This is a genomic window from Candidatus Nitrotoga sp. 1052 (assembly GCF_927312905.1).
GTDB lineage: Bacteria > Pseudomonadota > Gammaproteobacteria > Burkholderiales > Gallionellaceae > Nitrotoga.
The window spans coordinates 1-1,230 of record NZ_CAKMHQ010000059.1 but is presented as its reverse complement, the minus strand read 5'-3'; the positions used below and the strand labels follow the sequence as shown (position 1 = coordinate 1,230).

General features: G+C 49.6%; 2 protein-coding genes. Both read left to right on the top strand.

Annotated elements, in window-relative coordinates:
- Positions 1–75: 75 nt before the first annotated feature.
- Positions 76–390 carry a hypothetical protein gene (locus MJ768_RS11835; RefSeq protein WP_239292052.1) on the top strand — a complete coding sequence of 105 codons (315 nt, stop codon included), beginning with the start codon at positions 76–78 and terminating at the stop codon, positions 388–390.
- A gap of 85 nt (positions 391–475) precedes the next feature.
- Positions 476–1,030, top strand: a complete 555-nt coding sequence (locus MJ768_RS11830; RefSeq protein ID WP_239292050.1) for a hypothetical protein — start codon at positions 476–478, stop codon at positions 1,028–1,030.
- Positions 1,031–1,230: the final 200 nt, after the last annotated feature.

Sequence of the window (1,230 nt, the reverse complement as noted above, 5' to 3'; positions counted from 1 at the left end):
ATTCCACCCAAAGCTGAAGCAGGTGTTCAGAATGGGGTTTTTCTACAGCGTCGTTGGGCATCAAAGGCGTGAGCAGTGGAAACATTCAAAGTAGTGTTTGATTCCCTAGAGTGGCAAGAGGCAATGCCGGGTGCTCGCTTCAAAATATTTAGTGACGGAAAGAAGCAGATGCGATTGCTCGAATTCACTTCCGAATTCGTTGAGCCGAACTGGTGCGAAAAAGGGCACGTTGGTTTTGTTCTTAATGGCGAATTGGAAATTGATTTCGATGGAAAAATTGTTAATTACATCCAAGGTTCTGGTATCTTCATTCCAACGGGCACTTTCACAAAACATAAAGCTCGCTCTGTTACACCAAGTGTTCAGCTATTTTTAGTTGAAGATGTATAAGTTATTTGAAGTCCAACCCTGCATTCGAGCGGGACTCGCCCAGAAGCGGGTGAGCCCCTCAATTTTATGTTAGGTTTTCTCTGCGATGGAAATCATCCTCATGCGGCATGGTAAACCGGTACTATCCCAAGTAGGCTGGCTTGCACCTGCCGAAATGGAACGTTGGATTGAACACTACAACTTTTCCGAGGTGGAAGCTGACGGCATCCCCCTCAACAGTTTGAAGGTGGCAAATTCCGCTTCATTCATTGTCACAAGCACCGCATCGCGGGCATTGTCGTCAGTGCAGGCGCTCGGTCATACAGCCTCTGTTGCAGACGCCGTATTCTGCGAGGCGCAGCTTCCGTTTGCTCTTTGGCGGTTTCCTCGGCTGCCACCTTTTGTCTGGGCTGCGTTTTTCCGTCTGCTTTGGTTCTTCGGCTACTCACGAGGTGCTGACTCAATTCAGGTCACGAAAACCCGTGCCAAGGCCGCTGCTCAGCAACTTAGTTCTTTTGCCGCGAAAGGCCATGTTCTGCTCGTGGGGCACGGCATCATGAATCGCCTCATAGCAAAAGAGCTTATCGCTTTGGGCTGGGCTGCCCGCACCAACCATGAAAGCAAATACTGGAGCGCAAGTGTCTATGGCCTCCAAACCTAACGAGTAAGGTTAGATTGTGATCGCGAAGCGAGCCACAATCTGAACCGTTTGTTGTACAAGCCCGGTCAGGCTGCTGTGAATCTGTTTGTTATGGAAATATCTCTCTGATCGTAGCGGCATCATCGGGACCTGTTTCGCGTCATACCCCCAAATTCCACCGCTAAAAGTTGCCATTGCAGCAACCTGTTCCGCTCAACCTG

What these genes read in the sequence shown, in the direction of transcription:
- MJ768_RS11830 (WP_239292050.1), top strand. Translation starts at nt 476, where the DNA reads ATGGAAATCATCCTCATGCGGCATGGTAAACCGGTACTATCCCAAGTA.